The sequence below is a fragment of the Kordia zhangzhouensis genome (genome assembly GCF_001005305.1).
Lineage (GTDB): Bacteria > Bacteroidota > Bacteroidia > Flavobacteriales > Flavobacteriaceae > Kordia > Kordia zhangzhouensis.
Map to the genome: position 1 here is coordinate 95,212 of NZ_LBMH01000008.1, position 24,521 is coordinate 119,732.

25 protein-coding genes and 1 other RNA gene are annotated in these 24,521 nt (G+C 33.5%); 13 read left to right on the top strand and 13 right to left on the bottom strand.

Annotated features, from left to right (window positions below):
- Positions 1-276: 276 nt before the first annotated feature.
- Positions 277-3,999, top strand: coding sequence for an amino acid adenylation domain-containing protein (locus tag AA088_RS13115; RefSeq protein ID WP_052752896.1), 3,723 nt, complete (start codon positions 277-279; stop codon positions 3,997-3,999).
- A gap of 50 nt (positions 4,000-4,049) precedes the next feature.
- On the opposite strand, the gene smpB is transcribed toward AA088_RS13115, so the two are convergent.
- Positions 4,050-4,508, bottom strand: coding sequence for an SsrA-binding protein SmpB (gene smpB / locus AA088_RS13120; RefSeq protein WP_046745475.1), 459 nt, complete (start codon positions 4,506-4,508; stop codon positions 4,050-4,052).
- 158 nt (positions 4,509-4,666) lie between these two features.
- Between smpB and AA088_RS13125 the strand changes: the two genes are divergently transcribed.
- Positions 4,667-5,317, top strand: a complete 651-nt coding sequence (locus AA088_RS13125) for an OmpW/AlkL family protein (RefSeq protein WP_046745476.1) — start codon at positions 4,667-4,669, stop codon at positions 5,315-5,317.
- Between the two features lie 68 nt (positions 5,318-5,385).
- Here AA088_RS13125 and AA088_RS13130 read toward each other — a convergent pair whose 3' ends face one another.
- Genes AA088_RS13130 through AA088_RS13150 form a run of 5 tightly spaced genes read right to left on the bottom strand, consistent with a single transcriptional unit; the run spans position 5,386 to position 8,486 of the window.
- Positions 5,386-5,907 carry a phosphoglycerate mutase family protein gene (locus AA088_RS13130; RefSeq protein ID WP_046745477.1) on the bottom strand — a complete coding sequence of 174 codons (522 nt, stop codon included), beginning with the start codon at positions 5,905-5,907 and terminating at the stop codon, positions 5,386-5,388.
- Positions 5,908-5,926: 19 nt separating this feature from the next.
- Positions 5,927-6,625 carry a purine-nucleoside phosphorylase gene (gene deoD, locus AA088_RS13135; RefSeq protein ID WP_046745478.1) on the bottom strand — a complete coding sequence of 233 codons (699 nt, stop codon included), beginning with the start codon at positions 6,623-6,625 and terminating at the stop codon, positions 5,927-5,929.
- 3 nt (positions 6,626-6,628) lie between these two features.
- Positions 6,629-7,294 carry a deoxyribose-phosphate aldolase gene (gene deoC / locus AA088_RS13140; protein ID WP_046745479.1) on the bottom strand — a complete coding sequence of 222 codons (666 nt, stop codon included), beginning with the start codon at positions 7,292-7,294 and terminating at the stop codon, positions 6,629-6,631.
- Between the two features lie 58 nt (positions 7,295-7,352).
- Positions 7,353-7,841 (bottom strand): acyl-CoA thioesterase, encoded by a 489-nt coding sequence (locus AA088_RS13145; RefSeq protein ID WP_046745480.1) that lies wholly within the window; start codon positions 7,839-7,841, stop codon positions 7,353-7,355.
- A 48-nt stretch (positions 7,842-7,889) separates the two neighbouring features.
- Positions 7,890-8,486: a TetR/AcrR family transcriptional regulator gene (locus AA088_RS13150; protein ID WP_046745481.1), complete on the bottom strand. Its 597-nt coding sequence runs from the start codon at positions 8,484-8,486 to the stop codon at positions 7,890-7,892.
- A gap of 139 nt (positions 8,487-8,625) precedes the next feature.
- Between AA088_RS13150 and AA088_RS13155 the strand changes: the two genes are divergently transcribed.
- On the top strand, positions 8,626-8,832 hold the full coding sequence (locus tag AA088_RS13155; protein ID WP_046745482.1) for a hypothetical protein: 207 nt from the start codon (positions 8,626-8,628) through the stop codon (positions 8,830-8,832).
- A 202-nt stretch (positions 8,833-9,034) separates the two neighbouring features.
- Here the strand turns inward: AA088_RS13155 and AA088_RS13160 are convergent, their stop codons facing one another.
- Both AA088_RS13160 and clpB read right to left on the bottom strand, forming a co-directional pair.
- Positions 9,035-10,126, bottom strand: a complete 1,092-nt coding sequence (locus AA088_RS13160; RefSeq protein ID WP_046745483.1) for an adenylate/guanylate cyclase domain-containing protein — start codon at positions 10,124-10,126, stop codon at positions 9,035-9,037.
- 244 nt (positions 10,127-10,370) lie between these two features.
- Complete coding sequence (clpB, locus tag AA088_RS13165) at positions 10,371-12,971, bottom strand: ATP-dependent chaperone ClpB (RefSeq protein ID WP_046745484.1); 2,601 nt, start codon at positions 12,969-12,971, stop codon at positions 10,371-10,373.
- A gap of 160 nt (positions 12,972-13,131) precedes the next feature.
- Here clpB and ytxJ point away from each other — a divergent pair, with 160 nt between their 5' ends.
- From ytxJ to AA088_RS13200, 7 genes are all read left to right on the top strand, one after another.
- Complete coding sequence (gene ytxJ, locus AA088_RS13170) at positions 13,132-13,527, top strand: bacillithiol system redox-active protein YtxJ (RefSeq protein ID WP_046745485.1); 396 nt, start codon at positions 13,132-13,134, stop codon at positions 13,525-13,527.
- Positions 13,528-13,642: 115 nt separating this feature from the next.
- Entirely contained in the window at positions 13,643-14,755 is a 1,113-nt protein-coding gene (locus AA088_RS13175; protein ID WP_046745486.1) for a helix-turn-helix domain-containing protein, read from the top strand.
- A 166-nt stretch (positions 14,756-14,921) separates the two neighbouring features.
- Positions 14,922-15,113, top strand: coding sequence for a class I lanthipeptide (locus AA088_RS13180; protein WP_046745487.1), 192 nt, complete (start codon positions 14,922-14,924; stop codon positions 15,111-15,113).
- Between the two features lie 60 nt (positions 15,114-15,173).
- Entirely contained in the window at positions 15,174-15,332 is a 159-nt protein-coding gene (locus AA088_RS13185; protein ID WP_157547210.1) for a class I lanthipeptide, read from the top strand.
- Between the two features lie 23 nt (positions 15,333-15,355).
- Positions 15,356-15,550: a class I lanthipeptide gene (locus AA088_RS13190; protein ID WP_157547212.1), complete on the top strand. Its 195-nt coding sequence runs from the start codon at positions 15,356-15,358 to the stop codon at positions 15,548-15,550.
- Between the two features lie 44 nt (positions 15,551-15,594).
- Complete coding sequence (locus tag AA088_RS13195; protein WP_046745490.1) at positions 15,595-15,774, top strand: class I lanthipeptide; 180 nt, start codon at positions 15,595-15,597, stop codon at positions 15,772-15,774.
- Positions 15,775-15,903: 129 nt separating this feature from the next.
- Positions 15,904-16,653 carry a sulfite exporter TauE/SafE family protein gene (locus tag AA088_RS13200; protein WP_046745491.1) on the top strand — a complete coding sequence of 250 codons (750 nt, stop codon included), beginning with the start codon at positions 15,904-15,906 and terminating at the stop codon, positions 16,651-16,653.
- Between the two features lie 98 nt (positions 16,654-16,751).
- Here AA088_RS13200 and fahA read toward each other — a convergent pair whose 3' ends face one another.
- Entirely contained in the window at positions 16,752-18,041 is a 1,290-nt protein-coding gene (gene fahA / locus AA088_RS13205; protein WP_046745492.1) for a fumarylacetoacetase, read from the bottom strand.
- 122 nt (positions 18,042-18,163) lie between these two features.
- Here fahA and glyA point away from each other — a divergent pair, with 122 nt between their 5' ends.
- A complete protein-coding gene (glyA, locus tag AA088_RS13210) occupies positions 18,164-19,438 on the top strand; it encodes a serine hydroxymethyltransferase (RefSeq protein ID WP_046745493.1) in 1,275 nt (424 codons plus the stop codon).
- A gap of 221 nt (positions 19,439-19,659) precedes the next feature.
- Positions 19,660-19,800, top strand: a complete 141-nt coding sequence (locus AA088_RS18030; RefSeq protein WP_082106746.1) for an ASPIC/UnbV domain-containing protein — start codon at positions 19,660-19,662, stop codon at positions 19,798-19,800.
- 302 nt (positions 19,801-20,102) lie between these two features.
- On the opposite strand, the gene AA088_RS13215 is transcribed toward AA088_RS18030, so the two are convergent.
- The 4 genes from AA088_RS13215 to AA088_RS13230 form a co-directional block, all read right to left on the bottom strand.
- Positions 20,103-20,459 carry a hypothetical protein gene (locus AA088_RS13215; protein WP_046745494.1) on the bottom strand — a complete coding sequence of 119 codons (357 nt, stop codon included), beginning with the start codon at positions 20,457-20,459 and terminating at the stop codon, positions 20,103-20,105.
- Positions 20,460-20,605: 146 nt separating this feature from the next.
- The gene (locus AA088_RS13220) at positions 20,606-22,171 is read right to left on the bottom strand and encodes a hypothetical protein (protein ID WP_046745495.1); all 1,566 of its coding nucleotides are present in this window, start codon (positions 22,169-22,171) and stop codon (positions 20,606-20,608) included.
- Between the two features lie 85 nt (positions 22,172-22,256).
- On the bottom strand, positions 22,257-23,108 hold the full coding sequence (locus AA088_RS13225; RefSeq protein WP_082106748.1) for a carboxypeptidase-like regulatory domain-containing protein: 852 nt from the start codon (positions 23,106-23,108) through the stop codon (positions 22,257-22,259).
- A gap of 146 nt (positions 23,109-23,254) precedes the next feature.
- Entirely contained in the window at positions 23,255-24,280 is a 1,026-nt protein-coding gene (locus tag AA088_RS13230) for a glutaminyl-peptide cyclotransferase (protein WP_316931686.1), read from the bottom strand.
- 125 nt (positions 24,281-24,405) lie between these two features.
- On the opposite strand from AA088_RS13230, the gene ffs reads away from it, so the two are divergent.
- An RNA gene (gene ffs / locus AA088_RS17880) (signal recognition particle sRNA small type) lies at positions 24,406-24,504 on the top strand.
- Positions 24,505-24,521 lie beyond the last annotated feature (17 nt).

Sequence of the window (24,521 nt, forward strand, 5' to 3'; positions counted from 1 at the left end):
ATATCTTAAAAAATAAATTAATATTTTGATTTTGAGTAATTAAACTCTAGTTTTAAGAAACGTCAATTAAAAGAATAGCGAACACTTTCTGTGAATTAAAACTCAGTTAAAAAATAATCTATATCTTTTTAATTGAAAATTCTACTGTATTCATGCCTCGAAATTTTGTTAAAGTGACATGTTCACTATAAGAAAACTTAAAGAAAATAATTGAATTCCCTAATCCTTAAAGTTTGGAATGATACAACCATTTTGAAACTAATAAAAAGGACAATTATGAATACATTCATCCAATTTCTGTATGTGTTACAGAATGATTCTAATCAGTGGGAACGCTTCAATGCTGGCTCTAACAAAACTGAAATTACTAAAAATCGTATAGCAATGCTTCAATCTGCAAAGATTGAAGCGAAAACTGATATAGTTGCCATGTCTGCTAATGAACTTCGTTTATTTATATCGTCTTATTTGGACCAGACCTTAGGAAGTAAATTAGCAGAAACGTGTATTGGGTTAATCAAACGACAAATGCTCCAAAACCCAGATAGAGTTGCAATTATTGATGGAACTTCTGAAATTTATTATAAAGACTTACAGAGAAAAGTAGATGAGGTAGCTGGCGAATTGAAAAGCCGCGGTATTTCCAAAGGTTCTTTAATAGGCGTATGCATGAATCGTACTTGGCAATTAGTTGCTGCATTACTTGGTGTAATGCAATCAGGTTGTGCATATGTCCCGTTAGACCCAACTTATCCTAAAGAGCGAATAGACTATATGTTGGTAAATTCGCAAGCAGTAGCAGCCATTGTTAGCAATCAAGAAACTGCTACTCTGTGTAATGAAATCCAAAAAATAATTCGAATAGGAGAAGTAGGGAGTTATGCAGATACTAAAGTATATGCTAAAGCAACTGATTTAGCATATGTTATTTATACTTCGGGTTCAACTGGAGCACCCAAAGGTGTAGCTGTTGAGCAACGAAACGTGGTAGCAATGAGGCAATCAATGAAAGAAACATTTAGTACAGAAGAATTAAATGGGCTCTTAGCTGCAGCTTCTGTGTGTTTTGATACATCTGTAATGGAAATACTAGGAACACTGTCTCTTGGCGGGACTATTATACTAGCTAAAAATGCACTCGACTTAACACAAATACCTGCAAAAGATAAAGTAAAAACTTGTGTAATGGTTCCATCATCAGTACAAGCACTACTTTCAACAGAAGATTTTCCTAAAAATTTGACCTGTCTTGTTTTTGGAGGAGAAGCTTTGAAGCGTTCAGTAGTAGAATTGGCATTTCAGCAACAATCAATCAAAAAAATATTTAATGCATATGGGCCAACGGAAGATACAGTATATTCAACAATTGCAGAGATCTCTCGTGAAACAAAAGTTGTTACCATAGGAACTTCTGTGCCTGATTCACGCAGCTATATTTTAGATGAAGAATTGAATGTTGTACCTATTGGAGAAGCAGGTGAATTACACTTAGCAGGTAGTAAACTTGCACGTGGCTATTTATATGATGAAATAAAAACAAAAGAACGATTCATTACTATTAAAAATCATCCACAAATTAGAGATAAACGTTTATATAAAACAGGAGATTTATGCCGTAGATTGGAAAATGGTGAAATTGAATTTTTAGGACGTGTAGATCAACAAGTAAAAATAAGAGGATATAGGATAGAACTGGGAGAAATAGAATCGACTCTTGAATCAATGGATGGAATTCAAGCTGCTGCTGCAATAGCTATTGAAGGAGGTTTGGGACAAAAAATGCTTGCAGTGCATATTGTTAAGAATGATAAAACAGTTTCTGATGAAGAAATTAAAGATTTTTTAGGGAAACGATTGCCAAAATATATGGTGCCACAACGAATTTACCATCGTGATGAATTGCCTTTATTACCTAACGATAAATTAGATAGAAAAAAGCTAGCTACAATAAGTAAAGAACAATATGCAGTAGAAGAGCAGGAAGGAACTTCTGTAATTGATGAAACAACGATTTCAAATCAAAAACACTCTATCTTAACAACTATTCAAAAAGAAGTAGCAGCGATTTTAAACCTACAAGAGCCTAGCAAAATAGTTGTAAATCAATCTTTTGATGGACTTGGGCTAGATTCATTAACAATTCTAGAATTTAGTAATAGACTCTCTAAGATGTTAGGAAAAAAGATTTCGGCTAGAACTATTTTAGAAAATGCTACTCCAGAATTGTTAGCCAATCAATTATCAGGAGAACTATCAACCTCCAATATAAAAGCTGCGCGTCCCTCATCATCAAATACATTATCGGTATTTCAGTCACACATCCAATCAAGTCATCCAACATTTCAAGCGGCAAAAGTAGCCACATGGAATGTAACTGATAAAAGTAAATTGGTTCAAGAAGTAATGAAAATGGTAAATGATGACCGAAGAAATCCATACAGTAAAATATTGAAAACAGGCAGTGCAACCAAAGGTATTGTTGGAGACGCTTATAATGACGATGTACAAGATGCTATCATTTGGACTACCAATTTGTATTTAGGATTAAATCGTGATTCTCAAGTAATGAAAGAAGCTTCCAAAGCTCTACAAGCCTTTGGAACTGGAATGGGAACTTCTGCAGCGGCTTCAGGAATGACTGATCATCATTTGGAATTTGAAAAAGAATTTGCTGCGTTGGTAGGAAAACCTAGCGCTTGTCTTTTTCCTACAGGCTACACTGCCAATGTAGGAGCAGTTGCAGGACTTTTAGGGGCAAATGACGTAGTGATAATTGATCAATTGTGCCATGCCTCTATTGTTGATGGAGCACGTTTGTGCGGGGCAACAGTACGAACTTTTAAACATAATAGTGCAGAAAATCTTGAAGCTGTTTTACAATCGGAAGTATCTCCATACAAAAGTATATTGGTAGTTTTGGAAGGAGTGTATAGTATGGGAGAAGGTGCTGCTCCGGTAGCAACTATTGTACAAACTGCAAAAAAATATGGAGCTTTGGTATTGGTTGATGAAGCACATTCATTTGGGTTTTATGGAAAAAATGGAGCAGGGATATGTGCAGCGCAAGGAGTAACCGAAGAAGTAGATTTTATAATGACAACATTGAGTAAAGCTTTGGGAAGTTTAGGTGGAGTTGTAGCTGCTAGTCAAGAGCATGTAAATTTTTTAAAGTCATCATCAAGAGCTTATATTTTTCAAGCTTCTATAAGTCCAGCAGACATGGCAGCGGCATTGACAGCTTTGCGACGTATTCGTACAGATCAAGGACTTCGAGACCGTCTTTGGGAAACCACTCGTTACATGCGTAAGCAGTTTGAAAAAGCAGGTTATGATTTGGGAACAGGAGATGGACCAATTGTTACTCCACATTTTAGTGATAAGGATAAATTGTATGCTATTGTACAAGGTATGTATAAACGAGGAGTTCAAACCTCGGCAGTAACGTATCCAATTGTGGAAAATGGGAAAGGAAGATTGCGTTTCATATGTTCTGCGGCTCACACAAAAGAAGATGTGGATACAACTCTAAAAGCTCTTCAAGAAGCAGAAAAAGAAGTGGATATGCTACTAAGAGAAAAGAAAAATAATGTAGAAAATAGAAAACCATTGCGAAAAGATTTAATGACTTGGAGCGATTCTTTTATTTCACAGATTACAAAAAGACTTGCAAGTAGTATGTTGCCCGTTCCAGATTTTAAAATCAAAATAGCAACTTCAAAAGAAGCAACACCAATTATTATCCAGATAGAAAAAAATGCAATTCGTATTGCTGAGAATGATTTTGCAGACTTATCTTATTGTTCTTTAATATTTAAGGATCAGCGGGCAGTAACAGCGCTGTGTACACATAACACACAGGCATTGCTAGATAGTATTTGTGATAATACTTGCGAATTGGCAGGTCAAACTGAACCTTTTGTTTGGCTTTTTGCTAGGTTGATAGAACAGCAAATATCTATTCAAGAAAACAATTTGCAAAAAGAATTAGTAGGCTTATAAAGAATGAATCAGCCGGGCAATTTTTACAGAGGCTCGGCTGTGTTTAACAGTTAACGAAAACTTTTTTTAACACGATCTAAATCTCGTTTGTTATCTCGATCTTTAATCGTTTCACGTTTGTCATGCATTTTCTTTCCTTTTGCCAAAGCAATAGATAATTTTGCCAGTCCTTTTTCATTGATGAATAAACGTAAAGGAACAATCGTTAAGCCACTATTCTTAACATTTTTGTGTAAACTTCGAAGCTCTTTTTTATTTAACAATAATTTGCGAGTACTACGAGGTTTATGATTGTAATGTGTTCCGTACATATATTCTTCAATGTACATGTTGACCACAAAAAGTTCTCCGCGTTCGTTGAATTCACAGAAACTTTCAGCAATAGAAGCTTTGCTCATACGAATAGATTTAATCTCAGTTCCCGTAAGAACAATTCCTGCAGTATACGTTTCTAAAATTTCGTATTGAAAACGCGCTTTTTTGTTTTGTATGTTTATATTTTTTTGCATGAATTGCCAAAGGTACTAACATTTTTTGAAATGACAACGCAGTGTTTATACTCGCATTACGAAATAGAAATAATATAATTTAGTATGCTATGATTTACGTCATTTTTCTAGGAAAAAGTCAGCCATATATTTGCCTCAGAATTATTAAATATAGACTTATGAAAAAAGCAATTTTAGGTGTTTTTTTAATGTTAGGTGTCTTTCAGCTAACAGCACAAGAAGATGTACAACAACAGCAAACGGATAGTAAAAAGTGGCAAGTAAGAGCTCGTTTTATTTCAGTAATTCCAAGTGAAAGTGCTTCTATTGAAGCAATTGGAGGCGATGTTTCTATTTCGACAGCATACGTTCCGGAGTTGGATTTTACTTATTTTTTCTCAAAAAACTGGGCAGCAGAGTTAATTTTAGCAACTACGAATCATGATGTAGAAGCTGTGAATACAGCTGCTGGTACTATAAATCTTGGAGATGTTTGGTTATTACCACCAACACTTACATTTCAATATCATTATCCGATAGGTAATTTTAAACCATATGTTGGTGCAGGAGTAAACTATACAATTTTTTATGGTGAAGATGAAGGACCTGTGGCAGATGATGTGAGTTATGATAACAGTTTTGGGGTAGCTTTTCAAACAGGATTTGATTATGCTTTGAACGATACTTGGTTTTTGAACTTAGACGTTAAAAAAATATTCCTTCAAACGGACGCAACTGTTAATGCAACTAGTGCGTTAGGTGCAACTGTAGGAGCTGATGTAGATATCAATCCATGGATTATTGGTGTAGGTTTTGGAATGAAGTTCTAACACAAATTAATTGGTATAAAAAAAAGGATACTTAGTCTAAGTATCCTTTTTCTTTTGCATGTATTTTTCTAATTAATCGTTAACAATTGAACCGTTTTCACCTTTCCAGTGATTGTAACAATATATAGGTTTCCATTATTGTTATCTGCAATAGATTCGAATGTTTCGTTTTGTAATAATCGATTGGTTATAGCAGGAGTAGTATTGCTGTGACCAACAATAAGAACTGTTTTTCCTTTTGTTTCTTTTAAAAACTTATCAAGCTTCAAATTAAAAGGATCGTATAGTTCTATTTCTAGCTCATTTGCTTCAGCAGTAGGTTGTGCCGTTTGTAGCGTGCGTTGGTAATTGGTAGAGTAAACAGCATCAAATTTAACATTTTTAAAAACTTCTGCCCAATACACAGCTCTGTTATTTCCTTGTTTTGTCAATTCAGGATCTTTATTTTGTTGATCGCTTCTATCTTTCTCTGCATGACGAATTAAGTAATAGGTTGAGGTAACGGCTTTTTTCTTTTTTTCTTTCACTTCTTGCGAAAAGCAATGAAAAGTAAAGAGTAAACTGAAAATTAATACAACGGTTTTCTTCATCTGTAAATTTGTTTTTATGTTAGATGATGGCTAGTGCAATATCAATCATTTCTTTGAAAGTTTCGGCTCTTTCATCAGAAGTGGTTGTTTCATGCGTCACCAAACTATCAGAAATAGTCAATAAAGATAATGCTTTTACATTAAATCGTGCAGCTAATGTATATAAAGCAGCACTTTCCATTTCTACACAAAGCACTCCATATTTTGCCCATTTTTTATAATATTCAGGATTTTCTTGATAAAAAACATCACTAGTAAGAATGTTTCCTGCTTTAAAAGGAATATTTTTTTGAGTGGCAGCTTGCACAGCAGCTAAGAATAATTCTGAATCTGCGGTAGGAGCAAAATTTTCTCCATTAAAAGGGGAATCTGTAAAATTACTATTAGAAGAAGCAGCCATAGCAATGACAATATCGCGAATTTTCACCTCTTTTTGATATGAGCCAGCGCTTCCTACGCGAATTAATTTTTTAACATCATATTCGTTGATTAACTCGTGAGCATAAATACCAATGGAAGGTGCACCCATTCCAGTTCCTTGTACAGAAACAGGTTTCCCGTTAAAAGTTCCGGTGTAACCAAACATGCCGCGAACATCATTGTATAATATAGGATCTTTTAAAAAGGTTTCAGCAATCCATTTGGCACGCATAGGATCACCAGGTAATAATACGGTTGGAGCAATTTCTCCTTTTTTGGCATTGATATGTATACTCATAGTTTAGTAATTTTCTGTTGAAGAGGTTCCATTAACAATAGCGATTCCACTTGAAGTTCCTAATCTGGAAACACCAGCGTCAATATATTTTTTAGCAGTTTCAGCATCACGAATACCACCAGAAGCTTTCAGTTGTGCTTTTCCTTTTACAGCATTTTTCATCAGTTCAATATCTTGTAGAGTAGCGCCACCAGTTCCAAAACCAGTTGAGGTTTTTACAAAGTCAGCGCCTGCCGCAACTGCCAATTGACAAGCTTTTTCTTTTTCTTGTACTGTCAAATAACAGGTTTCAATAATCACTTTAAGAATACTTTCTTGCGCTGCAAATTTCAGCCGATGAATCTCTTTTTTTACAGCGATTTCTTGTCCAGATTTTAACCAACCAATATTGAGTACCATATCAAATTCACTAGCACCATCAAGCTTGGCACGTTCTAATTCGGCAACTTTAGCTTCGGTACTCATCGCTCCTAAAGGAAATCCAATAACACTACACACAGCTACAGAAGTGTTAGGGAAAAGATATTCTTTAGCCAATTTTACATAGCAACTATTTACGCATACAGAGTGAAAATTGTACGTTACAGCTTCGTCACAGAGTTTTTTGATATCTGAAATAGTTGCGGTAGCTTTTAAAAGTGTATGATCTATATATTGATTGATTTGCATTACAATGTGTTTTAGCTGTAAAGATACAGAAAAAGCATTCTAACAAACCTGATACTTATCAAGAAACCGTAGTCAAGCGTAATTTTTTTACACGCTCATCAAAACTATTTTCAGAAACGGGAAGAGCTACATTTTTAAACAAGTTCAAGAATTCAGAGTTATGTTCGTGTGCTTTTCCTTTTATAATGTTAAAGTGAATAAAAGAACTCCACATTACTGATTTTAAGATAGATTTGTCTTCATTCCACATGCGAATTTCTACTTGTAGTTGCTTTTTGTCATATTTTAATAATTGCGAATCGATGGTAACTGTTTCCATAACAAGAGCTGGTCGTAAGTAAGCAATTTGGTGCGCTCCAACAACCCAAGTAGTTCCAGTTTTTTTAGCATTGTCAAAAATATTGAGTCCGTAGTGTTCAATAAGTTGGTCCTCACGAGCATTGATAAGGTAGTCTAAATACTTGCTATTGTTTAAATGATTTAAAGGATCGCAATCTTGAAATCGAATTTTGGTTTTACTTTCTAAAATTTTTGGTAATGTATTCATAGTCTCTTGTTTTTTATACCGATTGGTATTTTTTATTGTAAAAAAATGTTAGGCTCGTAATTCTGTATTAATCATTTTATCTATTTGATTCATTGTATCTTGAATATAAAAGTCATCGTCCATTGTGTATGCCATAAAAATGGCTCCTTGTATCATAGTATCAATACGCTTAGCTGTATACATGGCATTTATTTCGGTAGAAATTTCTCCAATTTCAATTCCTTCTTCAATAATACTAGCTAATTGGTCTTGTATTCGTTGTATAATGATTCGTACTTTTTCAAGTAATAAACTATTTTGATGATTGGCATCAACACCTATATTCAAAATAGGACAACCTCCCATTTTGTTGGTGTAGCGATAGTAATTGCGATAAAAATCAGAGATGAGTAATAATTTTTCAATAGGTGAATCGCTTTGATTCATGTGTTGCACCAATTCTTTCATTAGGCGTTTTACCATAAACTTAAAGGATGCAATAGCAAGTTCTTCTTTGTTTTTAAAGTTGCCGTAAATCGCTCCTTTAGTTAATCCAGTAGCTTGCGTTAGGTCTGAAATACTCGTTGCTGCGTACCCATTTTTATTAAAAATTGGAGCAACCGTTTCTACAATATAGGCAGCCGTTTTTTCTGCTTTAGTTTTCATCACTTCAAATATATAAAAAATATACCAATCGGTATAAAAAAATGCAAGTATAGTAAAAACGTAGTGTAAGTATTGTTTTTAAGTACTGTTAAATAGTTGGTATTTAGTACATTTAATTCATGTATACACAAAAATAACTATGAAAAAAAGAAATTTTCCAGCAACATTATACTTGCATAAAAATGTAATTGCTAGTTTGGATTGTCATGTATTAGTTGGAGGAATTGTATATCCAAATGAAAATCCAACAACTGTTGATAATTCTCTTGGAAAGAAAAGTACTTGTCCTGTAGAAACATGTACATGTACTGATGCTTTTACAAATTGCGAACCTATACGTATATAAAAACCATACAAAGAGGAAAGATAGTACAGAAAAACGATTTCCTCTTTTCTAACAATTGTTAGTAGTCGAATTATAAATTTTGAGTTAGTTAAGGGAAGGATAGAAATACATGTTCGCATGTGTTTCTATCTTTTTTTCTGATACGAGTTTTTTTGTATCATGTGTGATGTAAAGTTTTGTAAAGTAAAAGGTTGAGGCATTTTTATTGTAGTGCGACACTATACAATTTCATAGTTTGTAATTTTCCTTTTAGTTCATGTGTGCCTAAAGGAGAAACCAAAAATTCTACGTTTAAATTGAGTTTTTCTATTAAATCTTCTGAGATTAAAATATCCACATTTAAGCTGTTGCATAGCGCTTGAATACGAGCGGCAGCATTGAGTACATCTCCTGTAAATATGATTTCTTTTTTAAGAGTTCCAATTTCACCAGTTGTAACAGTTCCAACATGGAATCCAGCTTTAAATTTTGGAAAAACATTGAATTCTTCTTGAAACGTTTCTTGATTATCAAATAAATCTTGTTTCATCTTAAAAAAACAACGCACACAATTATTATTCTTTATTCCGTTGTTGAGTTTCCAAGAAACAACCATTTCATCTCCAACGTATTGGTAAATTTCTCCAGAAGAATCAATTACGGCGTCAGATAGTATGCGATAGTATTCTTTTAGTAGCTTAAAATAAGTTGCATCTCCTAATTGTTCAGCGATTGTAGTGGATGATTTCATGTCTAAAAACATAAAAATACGTTGTTCTTGTTTAGGTTTGTGATATTTACCTGTTATGAAATTTACTAAAATTCCATGTCCTATATTTTCGCTTATTTCTGCATAAAAAAGAGAAAAACCTAACGAAACAAACATTTGAAAACCTGTACTGAGAAAAGTAACGCTTTGTAAGTAGTCTGAAAATTTTTTCCAAACAAGATTGTCCAATATAGTTGTATTGAGTTCAATACTTGCCGCTAGCGGAAACATAATAACGATTATGAGGAATAGAAAGATAGAGTAGATGACTAGCTTTCCTATAATTTTTTTTAGAAAGCTACTTTTACTAAATAATCGATTCAAAAAAAGTAGCTCAATGACTCCTATCAATATGCCTACAAAAGTCACAGCTATAGTAGCAAATATAAAGACTTGCCAATCGATTTCAATGACTCCTTTAGGGCGATAATCATAATCTTTGGTGGCAGCAAATTCTACTAATAGGAAAATCATTCCAAAGAGCAACCATATCACACCAAATGGGAGAATTTGAACAATATTTCTTTTTTGTTTTTGTGAAAGCATTTATTGTACGATGGATGATTTTTTAAAGCTAGAAGAAACCAAGATAAAATCAAAGTTTTGTTTGAACTGTTTACTTCAATAATTCTCAAAACTTTAACTTTTGGTTGTAAAATAAAGCTTTTCAGAATCCGTTTGTATAATGAATCTTGTAGTTCAAGAACTATATATATAGTTCCTGTCTTTGTTAGTAAACAACAAGAGCAGCTTACAAAAGCTGCTCTTGTTTATTAAATGAAGTATTCATTTAGTTTTCGATTAAATCTGTTTGATTTCTAAAAACGAGTTCATCGTTAAATTCATCAAGTAAAATAATACTATCTACAGTAACTTTTCCACCGAGAATTTCTTTAGAAAGTTCATTTAACACTTTTCGTTGTATTACACGTTTTACTGGTCGCGCTCCAAATTGCGGATCGTATCCTTGTTGAGCTAAGTATGAAACCGCTTCTTCTGTGGCATCTAATGTAATTTGTTGTTTAGCTAACATTTTAATCACATTTTTCAACTGCAATCGTACAATTTCTTTGATGTTTTCTTGCGAAAGCGGCGTAAACATTACAATGTCATCAATACGGTTTAAAAATTCAGGTCGAACCGTTTGTTTTAACAATCCTAATACTTCTACTTTGGCAGCTTCTGTAGCACTATACAAGTCTTGCATTGCTTTAAATTTCTCTTCAATTATATGACTTCCCATATTTGAAGTCATAATGATGATAGTATTTTTAAAGTCTGCCACGCGTCCTTTATTGTCAGTCAAACGTCCTTCGTCTAATACTTGCAATAATATATTGAAGGTATCTGGATGCGCTTTTTCAATTTCGTCTAATAATATTACAGAGTATGGTTTGCGTCGCACTGCTTCCGTAAGTTGTCCTCCTTCATCATATCCTACATATCCAGGAGGTGCGCCCACCAATCGACTAACTGAATGAGATTCTTGATATTCGCTCATATCAATTCGAGTCATTGCGTTTTCATCATCAAACAAATAGGAGGCAAGTGCTTTTGCTAATTCTGTCTTTCCGACACCAGTTGTTCCTAAGAATAAGAAAGATCCTATGGGACGATTTGCATCTTGTAATCCCGCACGACTTCTACGAACGGCATCAGAAACTGCTGTAATAGCTTCTTCTTGTCCAACTACACGTTTGTGCAATTCTTTTTCAAGTTGAAGCAATTTTTCTCGTTCACTCTGTAGCATTTTAGTCACTGGAATACCTGTCCACTTTGCTACAACTTCTGCAACATCTTCATTTGTTACTTCTTCCTTGATTAATGCATTTTCTTCTTGTGCATCGAGCTCTTTTTGTAAAGCATCAAGTTTGGCTTGTGTTTCTTTGATTTTTCCATAGCGTAATTCTGCAACCTTTCCATAATTTCCTTCACGTTCAGCTCGTTCAGCTTCAGCTTTATAATTTTCGATAGCTTCTTTGGTAGCTTGTACATTGTCAACGATATCTTTTTCAGATTGCCACTTTGCAAAAATCTCATTTCGCTCTTCTTTCAAGTTTGCCAACTCAAGATTCAAAGCTTTTAATTTAGCTTCATCGTTTTCACGTTTAATAGCTTCAATTTCAATTTCCAATTGCATGATACGTCTGTCAAGTACATCTAAATCTTCAGGTTTAGAGTTAATTTCCATGCGTAATTTAGACGCAGCTTCATCAATAAGATCAATAGCTTTGTCTGGTAAAAATCGATTTGTAATATATCGCTGTGACAACTCTACTGCGGCAATGATGGCTTCGTCTTTGATACGAACTTTATGGTGTGTTTCATATTTTTCTTTGATTCCTCTCAAAATAGAAATTGCACTTTCTGTATCGGGTTCGTTGACCATGATTTTTTGAAAACGACGTTCCAATGCTTTGTCTTGTTCAAAATATTTTTGATATTCGTTTAAGGTCGTTGCTCCAATGGCTCTAAGCTCACCACGAGCTAAGGCAGGTTTTAAGATGTTTGCAGCATCCATAGCTCCTTGTCCGCCACCTGCACCTACTAACGTGTGAATTTCATCAATAAACAGCACAATGTCACCATCTGCGGAAGTAACTTCTTTAATGACTGCTTTTAAACGCTCTTCAAATTCTCCTTTAAATTTTGCACCGGCTATCAATGCTCCCATATCTAAAGAATAAATTTGCTTATCCTTTAAGTTTTCAGGTACATCTCCCTGAATAATTCGGTGTGCCATTCCTTCTGCAATCGCCGTTTTACCAACACCAGGTTCTCCAACTAAGATTGGATTGTTTTTGGTTCTACGAGAGAGAATTTGTAAAACTCTCCGAATTTCTTCATCGCGACCAATCACTGGATCTAGTTTACCATCATTTGCTAATTGGTTTAAGTTTTTTGCATATTTATTTAAAGAATTATAAGTGTCTTCTGCTGTAGCAGAAGTCACACGCTCTCCTTTACGTAACTCTTGAATCGCAGTTTTTAGCTCTTTTTCTGTAACTCCTTGATCTTTTAATATTTGTGATATTTTACTATTGGATTTAAAAATTGCTAAAATTAAATGCGAGGTAGATACAAATTCATCATTCATTTCTTTGGCAATGATGTTGGCATCCGTGAGTGTTTTTCCTGCATTTTGTGACAACATGATATTGCCACCACTCACTTTTGGAAAGCTTTGTAAAGTACTTTCTAAAATTTGCGTTAATAAGGTTACATTTACGTTCAACTTTTTTAAAAGGAACGGTAGTACATTATCATCAACTTCCATGATCGCTTTGAATAAGTGTTCATTTTCTATTTGTTGATGACCATATGTTTGTGTCAATTGCTGTGCTTGTTGTACAGCTTCTTGTGATTTTATGGTATAATTATTAAAATTCATAGCGTATAGTTATCTGATTTTTTTGATAATTTTACAATTCTTATTCCAATTGAGAATACAAGACAAAATGGCGGTTAACTTACCTGTTTTTAAGACATTTTGACATTTGTGCAAGTTTGTAAGTTTACGGTCGACATATATTATAAAGTTATAGATACTTATGGGAATATTCAATAAAATATTTGGTACTAGTAATACTTCAGAAACGCCTATGCCTTCTAATATACAATGGTTGCCACTGACAGATATTTCGCAATTGGAAACTATTGTGGAAGCGTCTAAAACCTTGCCTATCGCAATTTTTAAGCACAGCACGCGATGTGGGATTAGTAGGATGGTAATTAAACAGTTTGAACAATCTTTTCCTTTAGAAAAGCATCAAATGAGAGTGTATTATTTGGATTTGTTAAATTATCGGTCTATTTCTGATGAAGTAGCAGCTCGTTTTCAGGTATGGCATGAAAGCCCTCAATTAATCGTTATAAAGAATGGGGAAACTGTAGCACATGCTTCGCATAGTCAGATTAATACAGTAAATTTAGAACAATTTTTATAATCATTTTTTGTGTAGTTTCATAAGAATTAAGAGTTTTTTAAGAAAGATTTTACGTTCTTGTTTGTATCTTGAAGGATATCAATCAATCAAAAATCGTTGTTAAAAACCACTGCCAATGGAAACTACCATGAATGTATGGATTATGCTGTTTTTTGCATTTGCCATACAAGCTTTTGTGTTAGGAATTTTATTTTTCTTGAAGCGCAAAGGAGATCGTATCGCCAATAGTATTTTTGGTGTTTTCTTACTATTATTTGCCTACAATCAATTGTTTAATTGTGCGTATTGGTCAAGTTATCAAAGCTCTTTTAGTGAACATTTATCATTTACTAATTTCATTCCGTGGGTTTCGTATGGACCGCTTCTGTATGTGTATATCAAGCGGGTATTAAACAAATCACCTTTTACTTGGCGTGACTTGCAACACGCAATACCAATTGTATGGATTTTTTGGATTTTTGGGACTTTTTATTTTTTACCACACAGTAAAAAAGTAGAGATAGCTCATGAAAATATGTATGAATTGTATGTGAATTGGTGGCCAATTCCAAGAGGATATATGATTTATGCAGTAACTTTATTGATGTTCATATATGTTTTTAAAATTTACTTTTTATATAAAAGTGAAAAACAAAAAGTTACTGAGCCACAACGTGTTTGGATTAAATCATTATGGCTTTGTTTTACAGGTTATGCAAGCGTATTTTTTATCTATTTTTTATTGATTTACATGCGCTTAATGACCATTTCGAATGATTATATGATCGGGTATGCAATGGTATTTTTTATAGGAATTGTTTCCTACTTTAGTTTTATGCAACAAAGCATATTTTCTGGAAAAACACTCATTCCTTTCGTAAAATATCAAAATAATGGACTGTCAGACTCTATTGCCCTAGAAATGAAAGATAAGTTGGTATCTTTAATGGAATCAGATAAATTGTATCTAGATAGTTCGCTTACGCTAGATATTTTGTCAGCACATTTAAACTTATCTCGACACCATACTTCTCAATTAATTAACGAACATTTTAGCGTAAATTTCTTTGAATTTGTCAATAATTATCGGATTGATGAAGCTATTAAGATGTTAGAAGATGAATCTAGCACATTAAATATTAATCAAATTATTTATGCTACTGGATTCAATAATCGTACTTCTTTTTACAACGCATTCAAGAAAAAAACTGGAATCTCTCCAAAAACTTACCGTAATAAACTAGCCTAAATCATTTTCTGAGTGTTATAATAATTTGTAAACCTTTATCGGTTGGTATCTTTTTGTGCTCTTTTCTGACTTCCTTTATAAAAGAAATAAACGGCCATTTATTCAAAAAAGTGGAAGCTGAAAAACTGATAGAGTAGGCAATTACTAAAATTAAAATTATTACATCATGAAGAAACAAGCAGTCAATTTTAAACTTGGATTAAACAAATTCGTTGTCTCTAATCTAAATACAGAACAACTTAAAGGAGGTACAATAGGTATTGAATCTGTTGATCGACTTCATTGTGAAACAGAAGATTGTACACAAGGTTGTGTAACTGTATTATATACCAATTGTAATCACTGTACAACGTGTTAATCCTTTTTTAAAGTGGAAGCCGAAAAACTCACGAGTAGGCATCATAAAAATGTAAATAAAATGAAAAAACAAACAAAAAAGATAGCATTCAAAAAAACAACAGTCACAGAGTTAAACAGAGTAGCACAAACACAAATAAAAGGAGGTGCGACTTTTACATTCTTAAACTGTCTTTCACGAGGTGATTGTACCGCTGGGACTGGAGTTTTATGTTATTAAGTATAAATTTTAAAAAAAATATCATGAAGAAAAAAGATATCAAAAGATCGTTAAAAATCAATAAATCTAGTGTTGCAAGTTTATCAGATAAGAAAATTGATATGATTAAAGGTGGATCGGCGGTACCACATTTATGTCCCACTTTTATTCCAATTCTTTGTTTGGTAACTGACCGTTCGTGTACGTTTACAGAAACATATCGTACATGTCCGGTGTAAAAGTATGAATGAATTTTTTTTATTAATCATTAAAATCCAATAACATGAAAAAACAACAAGTAAAATCTTCTTTAAAGATTAAAAAAGCGACAATTGCAGAGTTGAACGAGGTGCAAACGAACTCGGTAAAAGGAGGATCTACCATTTCGACCTCTGTATTGGCAGCGTTGTGTGCAACTATCAATCCGTTAGATTGTACCATGAGTGCTTATTGTGCGTACTAACGTACTGTATTTTAATTAATTTAATTACTAGTGAGCAACTCCAAACCTGTGTTTGGAGTTGTTTTTTGTGATTTATCGCCATAAACGAAAGATTTCTGTTAAATTGCGGACTCTTATAACATACAATTCATGTGTGATTTGATAATTTATGTCATCTTAGGGCTTGTAGTTGGTTATATTGGTGGTTTTGCTGGTATTGGTGGCGGTCCTTTTTTAGTTTCTTTTTTAGTCTTGTATTGCGGAATGTCACAATTAGCGGCTCAAGGAAATGTATTAACCATGATGTTAGGTCCTATGAGCCTTTTGGGAGTTTTGTCTTTATACGAGTATGTGAAAAAACAATGGATATCTATTTGTATAGGAGTTCTTTTTTATTGTATCTGTTCTTATTTCGGAGCTGTATTTGCTTTTTATATTGGCGAAACAGATTTAAAGTATTATTTCGCGATATTATTAATTTTAATAGCAATACTTCAGTTTAGATCCTACTTTCGTAAAAATACAATCGCTGCTAGTAAAGAATATATTTCATTCTATTGGATTGCAGTATTAGCATCAATTACAGGAATTTTGGGCGGAATGTTTGGGATAGGAGCAGGTGTGTTAATGATTCCTATTTTGATAGGAGTTTTTAAATTAAAAAAAGAATATGCACGAGCAATGAGCTTAGCCATATTAATTCCTCCTGTAAGTTATGGAGCTTTTATTAAATACAATTTTGAAAACCCTGTCAATTGGCAATTGGTTGGCGTTTTATTTGGCACCTACTTTATTGCTAATTTTTTTGGAGCAAAAATGGGGAGTAAAATATCTGGAACTACATTCACGTTGATTTACGGATTCATCTTACTAGCAATTGCTATCATTTATTTGGTTTAAATGGAAAGATTATAGATGAGAATATAAATGTTTGTATAAAAAACAACAAAGCACCAACAATATTTGTTGATGCTCTGTAAATATAGTATACCTAAAAGTTATTTCTTTTTCGATTGAAATACCGGGAGTAATTTAGTAGAAACTTCTCCAAAACCAATACGTACATGCTCATTTTTACAATAACCACGCATCGTAACGGTATCTCCATCGTTGATAAAAGTTCGTTCTGAACCATCATTTAATTTCACAGGATTTTTTCCAGCCCATGATAATTCTAACATTGAGCCATATGAATCTGGTGTTTTACCAGATAAGGTTCCACTTCCCATCATGTCACCAGAATTTACGGGACAACCATTTACAGTATGATGTGTTAACTGTTGTGCCATATTCCAGTACATATATTTAAAATTAGAACGAGAAACGATAGTTTCAGTGCCATTTTCTGGTGTAATACCAACTTCTAAGTTGATATCAAAACTTTTCTTTCCTGTATATTGTAAGTATGGTAATTGAGGCTTCAAAGGTTTAGGTGTTTCCACTCTAAAAGGATCCAAGGCATCTAAAGTCACAATCCATGGGGAAATAGAAGAAGCAAAGCTTTTTCCTAAAAATGGACCAAGAGGTACATATTCCCACTTTTGAATATCACGTGCACTCCAATCATTAAATAATACGACACCAAAAATGTAATCTTCAGCTTCTTCAATTGGAATTGGTTCTCCTAAATGATTGGCGTCAGTAGTAATAAAAGCCATTTCTAATTCAAAATCGACACGTTTTGAAGGACCAAAAACAGGTGTGTCTGTTCCTGCAGGCAATGTTTGTCCTTGCGGACGATGAATTGGAATTCCAGAAGGAATGATTGAAGAACTTCTTCCGTGGTATCCCACAGGGATGTGTAACCAATTAGGCATTAGTGCGTTGTCTTCTCCACGAAACATCTTTCCTACATTAGTTGCATGTTCAATACTTGAATAGAAATCAGTATAATCTCCAATTTGTACTGGCAATTGCATTTCAATTTCATCAAGTGTAAAAATGACGGTATTTTTATGCTCTTCGTTATCACGTAAACTTGGATTATCAGCATCAAAAATATTTCCAATACGATTTCGTACCAAGCGCCATGTTTTCTTTCCATCAGAAATAAAATCATTCAAACTATCTTGAAGAAAAATATCATCTGTTAAAGGGATTCCTTCAAAATAACCTAATTGGTGTAACGCTCCAAGATCAATTGCGTAATCGCCAATTCGAGTTCCTATAGTAATTACATCATCTCTAGTAAGGAAAACTCCAAAAGGTATATTTTGAATGGGAAAGTCACTATCGGGAGAAACTTCGAGCCATGTTTTTCGGTTGGGATTATTGGTTGTATTTGGCATAGCTGTTTTGAATATTTAGGTTTTGAAAAAAAATGTTATTTCTTTCCAAATATATGAGTTTTCTATATGAGTTATGGAATCTAAATCATATTTTTGGATTTTATTAACATAGAGTCAAAAGAATGCAACGCGACGAACAAATTTTTGAATTAATTCAAGCTGAAAAAGAAAGACAACTCGAAGGATTAGAATTAATCGCTTCAGAGAATTTTGTAAGTGATCAGGTCATGGAGGCCGTAGGTTCTGTACTAACTAATAAATATGCAGAAGGGTATCCAGGAAAACGCTATTATGGCGGTTGTGAAGTAGTAGATGAGGTAGAAACTATAGCTATTGAACGTGCCAAAGCTTTATTTGGCGCTGAATGGGTTAATGTACAACCTCACAGTGGAAGTCAGGCGAATACAGCTGTTTTTGCAGCATGTTTAAAACCTGGAGATAAAATTCTAGGATTTGACTTGTCGCATGGAGGACATTTAACGCATGGATCACCAGTCAATTTTTCAGGGAAATTGTACAATCCTGTTTTTTACGGAGTAGAAGAAGAAACAGGTGTATTAAACTATGATAAAATTCAAGAAATTGCAACCAAAGAGCAACCAAAAATGATTATTGCGGGTGCTTCTGCGTATTCAAGAGATATAGATTTTAAGCGCTTTCGCGAGATTGCAGACAGTGTCAATGCCTTGTTATTAGCTGATATTTCGCATCCTTCGGGTTTAATAGCTAAAGGAATTTTAAATGACCCACTTCCTTATTGCCATATTGTAACAACAACTACTCACAAAACACTTCGTGGACCTCGTGGAGGAATGATTATGATGGGTAAAGATTTTGACAATCCATTTGGGATTAAACTAAAAAACGGAAGTCTTCGTAAAATGTCTTCTTTGTTAGATGGAGCTGTTTTTCCAGGAAATCAAGGAGGTCCTTTAGAACATGTAATTGCTGGAAAAGCTATTGCTTTTGGAGAAGCATTGACAGATGAGTATATGCATTACATTTTGCAAGTTCAAAAAAATGCAAAAGCTATGGCAAATGCCTTTATAGCTAAAGGATATCATATCATTTCTGGAGGAACTGATAATCATATGATGTTGATTGATCTTCGGAATAAAAATATTACAGGAAAAGACGCAGAAAAAGCATTAGGAAAAGCTGATATTACTGTAAATAAGAACATGGTTCCTTTTGATGATAAAAGTCCGTTTGTAACTTCTGGAATTCGCGTAGGTACTGCTGCAGTAACCACAAGAGGTTTAAAAGAGGACGATATGGAGTTGATTGTTGCATATATAGACGAAGCAATAACCAACTATGAAAACGAAGAAATTTTAGAAAACATAGCATTTAAAGTAAATGTAATGATGGCTGATAGACCATTATTTGTATCATAACAATCACATTACGAGCGTACTCATATTCTTTTTAACATGAATTTGTTTATATTCTAGATGTGACAAATATGAAAAAATATACGATTACGCTCGTTTTTCTTCTTTACGCTTCTTTCTTTCATGCTCAAATTTTATTTGAGGAATAAAGTAAAACCAAACGGAACATCTAGTAATAAAGCTGGTATTGAAGCTAGATGATAGCTACTAGTAGCGGATAAAATATGTACAGGCATGTCTTTTGCGGAGAAGCATTTTTAGGTCAAAATACGGCAACAGAATTTTTTGGACTAGGCACGCTAACTACAATTAATCAATTACAAGTAATGTGGGCAAGTGATACCATCCATAGACACGTTTGCTAATGTAACGTCAAATCAACTGTTGACAGTCACAGAAGCTAGCACATTGAGTGTTGCAGAAAAAATTACAAAACAATTCCGCTTATCCGAATCCTACTTCTAACCATCTATAATATTTCTACACAATACGAGCAATCATATTCTATAGCAATTTTTGATAGTGTTGGTAAAGAATTGTTTTCAAAAACGTATCAAAATAGACAAACACACGTAGATGTTTCTGCCGCTTTCAAGCGGCATATACTTTTTATAGATTTCTTCTGCGGAAGCGAAAACAGTGCAGAAAATAATAATTCATTAAAATTTTAGAAAAGATGTAAAATTGCAAGAATTAGTAGCGCTATCCCCACAATTACTTTAAAAGGCATTAATTTTTTAGAAATTTTCACCAAAGTTTCTCCAACGGCAGGAATTTGACTTAATACATGTGTTAATAGTAACAATCCACCAGCAATTGCCGCAATGGTATATAAAAGATGAGAAAATCCTAGTAAATACCATATACCAAGGCCAAGAGAAATACCTCCAATTACGGTGGTAAAAGGCATTAGTTTTTTGGCAATATTGTTAAAGAAGTCACTTTCACCATCAAGTTTGTCTAACGCAGTAACGCCTAGTAAAATTCCAGCTAAGATGTTTGCAATGTCAAATAAAAGTCCCATACTATTTTTCAGTTTAGAGTGTAAATATTGTTTATATTCATTATTTACTTCTAAAGATACACAAAAAAATGGCATCCTAATATAGCATATGTACTTTAAGCTTCTTTTCGTTATATGGTTATGTTTTAAGGACGAAAATTAGATAATTAATCGTCATTAAAAGTAGTGTGATTGTATGCGCCAACATCTGAAGGATTTGTTCTAGGATTTCCTAAAAGATCACTTTGAACCGCTGGAATACTGGAGGTGTTTCCTCTTTCAATAGCAGCAGAGTTTTCTCCTATAATGAATTCGTTTTTTGCAGTGTCTTTGAAGTCGATTGTATTTGAGTTGATAACCAATTCAATTTCATCAAAGAGAGTAGTATTTGAAAAATTGTATAATTCATCATTGGTAAATCGACCATTGAAATCATTAAACTTGATTAAAGAGTTGGTAAAGTTGTAGTTTAACGCAACACTTGAATCGTTTTCAGTTTTTTGTAAAAAGAGTTCAACAGCATTACTTCCATCAATAATACAATTTGAAAAATCAGCACGTTCCAAATCAGCAGTAAAAGTAGTGCCATCTACTTCCAAGAAATTGTCAATTAAAACTGTAGGAGTGACTCTAAAACTATTACTCCAATAATTGGCAAAGGTACAGTGTCTAAAGGTGTACTCGCCTCCTAAATTTAAATATAAAGATGCTTGTCCAGCACTACCAATTACAGAATTGTTAGCTTCAATATGTCCTGTTCGTGCTAGCAAACCAATCGTAGCACTGTTATATATTTTAGAATTATTAAGTGTTAATGTAGGATTGGTAGTTCCATCACTATTTTCTGTTAAAAGACCTACAGAAGCATTTTTAATTGTAGCATAATTGATGTGATTATTTGTGCTTCCATCCGTAAGCCAAATAGTTCCCCATTGTCCAGGAATGTTTGCAAAAGAGGGCTCCAAACGATCGCCTTCAAAAATTACTTCATTTTCCATGTTTTCAGTAGAGCTTAGCAAACCATTGACTTGCAAAGAGCCCATGTTTCCTACAATAATTCCTGAATTTGCATGAAAATGTACGCGAGCTCCTGCTTCTATATTGAGTACTTTATTTTCGCCTACGGCAGCATAACCATACACTACATATGGTTTTTCATTTGTCCATGTAAGTTCACTATCTTCCAAAAAGAAACCTTCAATGCGTGTTTCATTGCCTTCGTCATCTACATTTAAGAGTAAAGTTTCTACTGTTCCATCATCAAATTGTTGCGGATATAGAAATACAGCATCCTGTACCAATGTAACTAGTTCAACTTTTTGTTGATTGCTTCCTGTGTCAAATTCAATTGCATCGGTATATAAAAATTGATTTCCGCCAGAAAAATCATTAATGTCAATAGTGGTTTCTATAAAAATGTACATGCTGTCATTAGCAAGTAATTCAATGTCTTCAAACACTTTTCCTGCAATTCCATCAACATTTAAACGATATTTAGAGGCAGAGCCTTCTCCCAATTGTATTGAAGGAATATTGATATCGTCATCACTTCGGTTATATACTTTTAAATTGTAGGTACTTGAGCCAATATTGGTAAAAACCGTATCAAGAAAAACGGTGTCTTTTGAAAATTGTAATTGTCCCGAACTTGGCACTGTGACAAAATCTTTTCGGCAGGAACTCCAAAGAATCGTGATTGCAAGAATCAGAAACGTATATAAAAACTTTTTCATTGTATATTTTTAGTTGGTCTATAGCAGCGTATGATATAGTTAGCTGTAAAAATATAACTTTTTGAAGTTCTAATTATTGTTTCTGTTATGAATTTTTCTTCGCCTTGCGTTTTGCTTCCCTCTCTGCTTTTCTTGCAGCACGTTTAGCTTTTCGTTGCGCACGCTTTTCTAACCTTTCTTTTCGAGTTAATTTCTCAAAATCTAAATCAGATGCATCGATAATAGTTGCAGCTCCCAATTTAGAAGTTTCAGTTCGCACACTGTATCCCACAACGACAATGGTTTCTAATTCTTCACCTATTTTCATTGAAAAATTTTGTACTGTATGTGTGTTTTCTATTGTTCGTGTAATAGTTTCATAACCTAAGTATTTTACAACTAGTGCATCACCAGGTATGATTTTAATAGTATATTCACCATCAAAATCAGAGGTTGTTCCCTTGATGGTTCCTTTAACTAAAATGGTAGCACCTGGTAGTGGTATTCCTGTATCATCGGTTACAATTCCTTTTACCGTAATACTATCATTTTTAGTTTGTAGAGTAGCTTTTGCTTTGCGCTGTAGTGAGCCAATGTCTAATTTTTTATATTGAAGAGTGTCAGTTTGTACTGTTTTTTCAGCCTTTTCAACGCTTGATTGTTTTTCTTGTGAAAATAAAGAGAGAGGAAATAGGAGTGAGGCTACGTATGACAACCAATGATTTCGTTTTTTTCGATCAGCAATCAATTCTCTATTGAGTTGTGATTCGTCAAATCGTCCGCATAGATTTCCTTTTGTAGAAAAATAGCGAATCAATTCTTCGTCACTTTTTGATGTAAAATCAACAACTTCTTTCGTGCACACTTTACAAAATTTACCTTTTTCAGTAGGTAACATTTGGTTCCAATCTTCGTGACACGGTTCAGGAATTTGTATACTTAGTTTTGATTTTTTCATTGCTTTATTTTTGTTATTGTTCAAATAAAGCAGAAAAAAACGCACTAAAAAATCAATAATGAGTTAACTCTCTTTTTCATTGAGGGAATAAAAAAACGCCTTCATTAAGGAAGAAAGAGTTTTTATAATCTGAATATGTGATATGCTTATTTTTCTATAATTTTCACCTCAAAAAGTTTGTCCCAGTATTTTCCAGTAACAAAAAATGTCTGTGTTTTTGGGTTATAAGCAATTCCGTTGAAAACATCAATTTGAGGATGATTGGTCACTTTTTCTTTTAAACCTCTAAAATCAATTATGCCTTCCAAGGCTCCATTTTCAGGATTAATAATCATCACACTAGGGTTTTGATAGCTATTGGCATATATTTTTCCATTAACATACTCCAATTCATTCGCTTTTACATATGTACGTTTGTTATCGCAAACTTGGATAGCGTATTGCTCTTTTAAGGTTTCAGGGGCTAAAATCCAAATTTTTTCTGTACCATCACTTTTATAAAGTTTTTCTCCATCGTTACACAATCCCCAACCTTCTTCACTTTCTTGATAGGTAAATGTTTCTAAGCGCTCTAAATTATCAGGATTAAAAACAAAACCAGTGTTGGCTTGCCATGTTAACATATACAATCGGTTGTTTAAAACTGTAATTCCTTCACCAAAGAATTTTCTGTCTAATTCAATTTTTTGATATACTTTTCCTGTTTTATAATCTACTTTCCGTAAAGAAGATTGTCCACGTTGACCTGTACTTTCAAATAGAGTATCTCTAAAAAATTCCAATCCTTGCGTATAAGCATTTTGATCATGAGGAAACGTATTGACAATTGTATAAGTATAGATTGTAGGTTTGGTATTTGATAAAATGGTAACGTTTTTCTCTGCTGTTGCTGTTTTTCCATCATTATATGTAATGGAAGCTTTTATAACTTGTTTACCTAATAGACTGTTTTCAGGCACTGATGTTTCTAAAGTTAGCAGATTTGAACTTGAATTTGTTAATGTTTGTTCATTTAATGTATAAGTAACTGCCGAAACTTTGACGTTTTCATGAGTAGATAGTGTGGCTTTTACTGCGTCATTAAGCTGAAATTTATCTGTATTATCTGTAAATTTTAAAGAAAATGTAGGGGTAGTTGATTTTTTTTTATCCTCACAGGAAAAAATACTCAAACTTAAAAATGTGATTATGAATAGCTTATATAATTTCATTTCTTTTCTTAATTTCTGGCAAGTTAATTCATAAAAATCAGTTTAAAAAATCATTGTGAAAATGTAAAAACATTTTATCTTTGCATCGGCAAGTCCTACACAACCAGCTCCTGTTTAATCCTCCAGGGCGGGAACGCAGCAAAGGTATACGGTCGTAGCGGTGTGATGTAGGTAGCTTGCCTTTTTTTATTCCTATAATTCA